The 5382-nt window shown below is 55.7% G+C and carries 2 rRNA genes; both read right to left on the bottom strand.

The annotated features are described in order from the left end of the window. Positions 1–105: 105 nt before the first annotated feature. Positions 106–3211, bottom strand: a 23S ribosomal RNA gene (locus AC1DZA_RS19935). A gap of 449 nt (positions 3212–3660) precedes the next feature. After that, positions 3661–5190, bottom strand: a 16S ribosomal RNA gene (locus AC1DZA_RS19930). Together the 16S and 23S rRNA genes form the textbook arrangement of a ribosomal RNA operon. Positions 5191–5382: the final 192 nt, after the last annotated feature.

Here is a 5382-nt window from a genome sequence, read left to right as displayed (position 1 = left end):
TGTGTGTTTCCGTCTGTTGGGAACCACAGAGTGGACGCGAGCAATCTTGGAGGCCACTCACACGGCCTTTCGATGAATGATCTTCAAACGTGTGTGAGTGTAGTGATTGTCAAGTTATCGGCTTATTAGTACCGGTCAGCTCCGACAGTCGTTAGTCCTGTCTTCCACATCCGGCCTATCAACCCAGTCGTCTGGCTGGGAGCCTCTCCCCCGAAGGGATGGAAATCTCATCTCGAGGCCGGCTTCCCGCTTAGATGCTTTCAGCGGTTATCCATCCCGAACGTAGCTAACCAGCGGTGCTCCTGGCGGAACAACTGGCACACCAGAGGTTCGTCCAACCCGGTCCTCTCGTACTAGGGTCAGATCCTCTCAAATTTCCTACGCGCGCAGCGGATAGGGACCGAACTGTCTCACGACGTTCTAAACCCAGCTCGCGTACCGCTTTAATGGGCGAACAGCCCAACCCTTGGGACCTACTCCAGCCCCAGGATGCGACGAGCCGACATCGAGGTGCCAAACCATGCCGTCGATATGGACTCTTGGGCAAGATCAGCCTGTTATCCCCGAGGTACCTTTTATCCGTTGAGCGACAGCGCTTCCACAAGCCACTGCCGGATCACTAGTCCCGACTTTCGTCCCTGCTCGACCTGTCAGTCTCACAGTCAAGCTCCCTTGTGCACTTACACTCGCCACCTGATTGCCAACCAGGTTGAGGGAACCTTTGGGCGCCTCCGTTACTTTTTGGGAGGCAACCGCCCCAGTTAAACTACCCACCAGGCACTGTCCCTGAACCGGATCACGGTTCGAAGTTAGATATCCAGAGTGACCAGAGTGGTATTTCAACAATGACTCCACGAACACTGGCGTGCCCGCTTCAAAGTCTCCCACCTATCCTACACAAGCCACACCGAACACCAATACCAAGCTGTAGTAAAGGTCACGGGGTCTTTCCGTCCTGCTGCGCGTAACGAGCATCTTTACTCGTAATGCAATTTCGCCGAGTTCGCGGTTGAGACAGCTGGGAAGTCGTTACGCCATTCGTGCAGGTCGGAACTTACCCGACAAGGAATTTCGCTACCTTAGGATGGTTATAGTTACCACCGCCGTTTACTGGGGCTTAAATTCTCAGCTTCGCCTTGCGGCTAACCGGTCCTCTTAACCTTCCAGCACCGGGCAGGCGTCAGTCCGTATACATCGTCTTGCGACTTAGCACGGACCTGTGTTTTTAGTAAACAGTCGCTTCCCACTGGTCTCTGCGGCCCTGCAGCGCTTCCCCAGGCAAGCTGGTTCACGCCTTAGGCCCCCCTTCTCCCGAAGTTACGGGGGCATTTTGCCGAGTTCCTTAACCACGATTCTCTCGATCTCCTTGGTATTCTCTACCTGACCACCTGAGTCGGTTTGGGGTACGGGCGGCTGGAACCTCGCGTCGATGCTTTTCTCGGCAGCATAGGATCACCCACTTTTTATCCGCATCGCGTCTCAGCCATCGTGAGCGACGGATTTGCCTATCGCTCGGCCTACACGCTTGCCCCGGGTCTACCATCGCCCGGGTTGGGCTACCTTCCTGCGTCACACCTGTTAATACGCTCACTCCACCAGACGGGGTCGCATGCCGCCTCGCGCGTCACCCCGAAGGGATCGTGCACGGATTGGGATGCTTAGCACTTCTGATCTCGTGTGGGCGGTTCTTCGCCGGTACRGGAATATCAACCCGTTGTCCATCGACTACGCCTGTCGGCCTCGCCTTAGGTCCCGACTTACCCAGGGCAGATTAGCTTGACCCTGGAACCCTTGGTCTTCCGGAGGACGGGTTTCTCACCCGTCTTTCGCTACTCATGCCTGCATTCTCACTCGTGTAGCGTCCACGGCTGGTTTCCACCGCCGCTTCACTCGCCACACGACGCTCTCCTACCCATCAACACGGCTGGACCACGAAGGCCTACCACAAATGTCAATGCCACAACTTCGGTGGCGTGCTTGAGCCCCGTTACATTGTCGGCGCGGAATCACTTGACCAGTGAGCTATTACGCACTCTTTCAAGGGTGGCTGCTTCTAAGCCAACCTCCTGGTTGTCTGTGCAACTCCACATCCTTTCCCACTTAGCACGCGCTTAGGGACCTTAGTTGGTGGTCTGGGTTGTTTCCCTCTCGACGATGAAGCTTATCCCCCACCGTCTCACTGCTGCGCTCTCACTTACCGGCATTCGGAGTTTGGCTGACGTCAGTAACCTTTTAGGGCCCATCGGCCATCCAGTAGCTCTACCTCCGGCAAGAAACACGCAACGCTGCACCTAAATGCATTTCGGAGAGAACCAGCTATCACGAAGTTTGATTGGCCTTTCACCCCTATCCACAGCTCATCCCCTCCATTTTCAACTGAAGTGGGTTCGGTCCTCCACGACGTCTTACCGTCGCTTCAACCTGGCCATGGATAGATCACTTCGCTTCGGGTCTAGGACCTGCGACTGAATCGCCCTATTCAGACTCGCTTTCGCTACGGCTGCCCCTCACGGGTTAACCTCGCCACAGATCACTAACTCGCAGGCTCATTCTTCAAAAGGCACGCTGTCACCCCTACAAGGAGGCTCCAACGGTTTGTAAGCAAACGGTTTCAGGTACTATTTCACTCCCCTCCCGGGGTACTTTTCACCTTTCCCTCACGGTACTTGTCCGCTATCGGTCATCTGGGAGTATTTAGGCTTATCAGGTGGTCCTGACAGATTCACGCGGGATTTCTCGGGCCCCGCGCTACTTGGGATCCCTCTCCGGCCGGCCAGGCATTTCGACTACGGGACTCACACCCACTCCGGTCCGGCTTTCAATCCGGTTCGTCTATACCTGACGCGTCACCGTGACTGCACGGCAGTACAGTCCGAGAGGTCCCACAACCCCGACCATGCAACCCCTGCCGGGTATCACACATGGCTCGGTTTAGCCTCTTCCGCGTTCGCTCGCCACTACTTACGGAATCACGGTTGTTTTCTCTTCCTGTGGGTACTGAGATGTTTCACTTCCCCACGTTCCCTCTACCCGCCCTATATATTCAGGCGGGAGTCACCAGGTCACCCAAAGGGCCTGGCGGGGTTTCCCCATTCGGAAATCCTCGGATCAAAGCTCGTTTATCAGCTCCCCGAGGCTTATCGCAGATTACGACGTCCTTCTTCGGCTCCAGATGCCAAGGCATCCACCGTTTGCTCTTAGAAACTTGAAATCACATGAGTTCGATCGAATTCGTGCAACACCCGAAAGTGCTGCGAAATTGACCAGTGAATACGCCAAACAGGCCACCCAAAGGGCAACCAATTGGCGACTCACCTTTTGTGACTGACCCCGAAGGGTCAATCTAAGATGCTCGCGTCCACTATGTAGTTCTCAACAGACGGCCAGAACCCCCACACCCACCAGCAAAGCTGATCTCGGTGAAGGTCTGAAGAAACCATCACCCCACCCGAAGGCAGGATCGTCCGGTCCCTCAGGACCCAACAGCGTGCACGTGCCCGACCGGCCGGCCCCCACCGTTCCAACCCCCGAAGAGGCGTACTAGGTCTGAACCATTCAGACGAGCACCTATGTCAATGTTCCACCCATGAGCTGCCAGCAGAACACATTCGGTCCTGATCTGACATGCCTGGAAGACCGAAGTCTCCAGATGCTCCTTAGAAAGGAGGTGATCCAGCCGCACCTTCCGGTACGGCTACCTTGTTACGACTTAGTCCTAATCACCGATCCCACCTTCGACGGCTCCCTCCACAAGGGTTAGGCCACCGGCTTCGGGTGTTACCGACTTTCATGACTTGACGGGCGGTGTGTACAAGGCCCGGGAACGTATTCACCGCAGCGTTGCTGATCTGCGATTACTAGCGACTCCGACTTCATGAGGTCGAGTTGCAGACCTCAATCCGAACTGAGACCGGCTTTTTGGGATTCGCTCCGCCTTACGACATCGCAGCCCTTTGTACCGGCCATTGTAGCATGCGTGAAGCCCAAGACATAAGGGGCATGATGATTTGACGTCATCCCCACCTTCCTCCGAGTTGACCCCGGCAGTCTCACATGAGTTCCCACCATTACGTGCTGGCAACATGCGACGAGGGTTGCGCTCGTTGCGGGACTTAACCCAACATCTCACGACACGAGCTGACGACAACCATGCACCACCTGTAACCGAGTGTCCAAAGAGTTCCACATTTCTGCGGCGTTCTCGGTTATGTCAAGCCTTGGTAAGGTTCTTCGCGTTGCATCGAATTAATCCGCATGCTCCGCCGCTTGTGCGGGCCCCCGTCAATTCCTTTGAGTTTTAGCCTTGCGGCCGTACTCCCCAGGCGGGGCGCTTAATGCGTTAGCTACGACACGGAAACCGTGGAAAGGTCCCCACATCTAGCGCCCAACGTTTACGGCGTGGACTACCAGGGTATCTAATCCTGTTCGCTCCCCACGCTTTCGCTCCTCAGCGTCAGTTACGGCCCAGAGAACTGCCTTCGCCATCGGTGTTCCTCCTGATATCTGCGCATTCCACCGCTACACCAGGAATTCCATTCTCCCCTACCGCACTCCAGTCTGCCCGTACCCACTGCAGGCCCGAGGTTGAGCCTCGGGATTTCACAGCAGACGCGACAAACCGCCTACGAGCTCTTTACGCCCAATAATTCCGGACAACGCTCGGACCCTACGTATTACCGCGGCTGCTGGCACGTAGTTAGCCGGTCCTTTTTCTGCAAGTACCGTCAAGGAGCAAGCTCCCCTTCTTCCTTACTAAAAGCGGTTTACAACCCGAAGGCCGTCATCCCGCACGCGGCGTTGCTGCATCAGGCTTGCGCCCATTGTGCAATATTCCCCACTGCTGCCTCCCGTAGGAGTCTGGGCCGTGTCTCAGTCCCAGTGTGGCCGGTCACCCTCTCAGGCCGGCTACCCGTCGACGCCTTGGTGAGCCATTACCTCACCAACAAGCTGATAGGCCGCGAGTCCATCCCAGACCGAAAAAACTTTCCACCCCACACCATGCGGTACAGGGTCCTATCCGGTATTAGCTCCGATTTCTCGGGGTTATCCCAGAGTCCAGGGCAGGTTACTCACGTGTTACTCACCCGTTCGCCACTAATCCMSSMAGCAAGCTSSMSTTCATCGTTCGACTTGCATGTGTTAAGCACGCCGCCAGCGTTCGTCCTGAGCCAGGATCAAACTCTCCAAAAAAACTGGTTCCAACACCCCCGAAGAGGCATTGAGAGCTTCAATCACTGACAGAGAAACAACTGACTATAAAAATCAAATTGTCCATCAATCAAAGGAATCCATACCCACCCCAAAAGGAGTAAGGCTGGGGTTCAATAAATTGGCATTGAACATAGTGCACGCTGTTGAGTTCTCAAGAAACGGACGCACCCG

The sequence above is a fragment of the Agromyces sp. P2_B3 genome, from assembly GCF_056404815.1.
The sequence above is the reverse complement of the archived record's forward strand: the minus strand, read 5'-3'. Positions and strand labels throughout refer to the sequence as shown.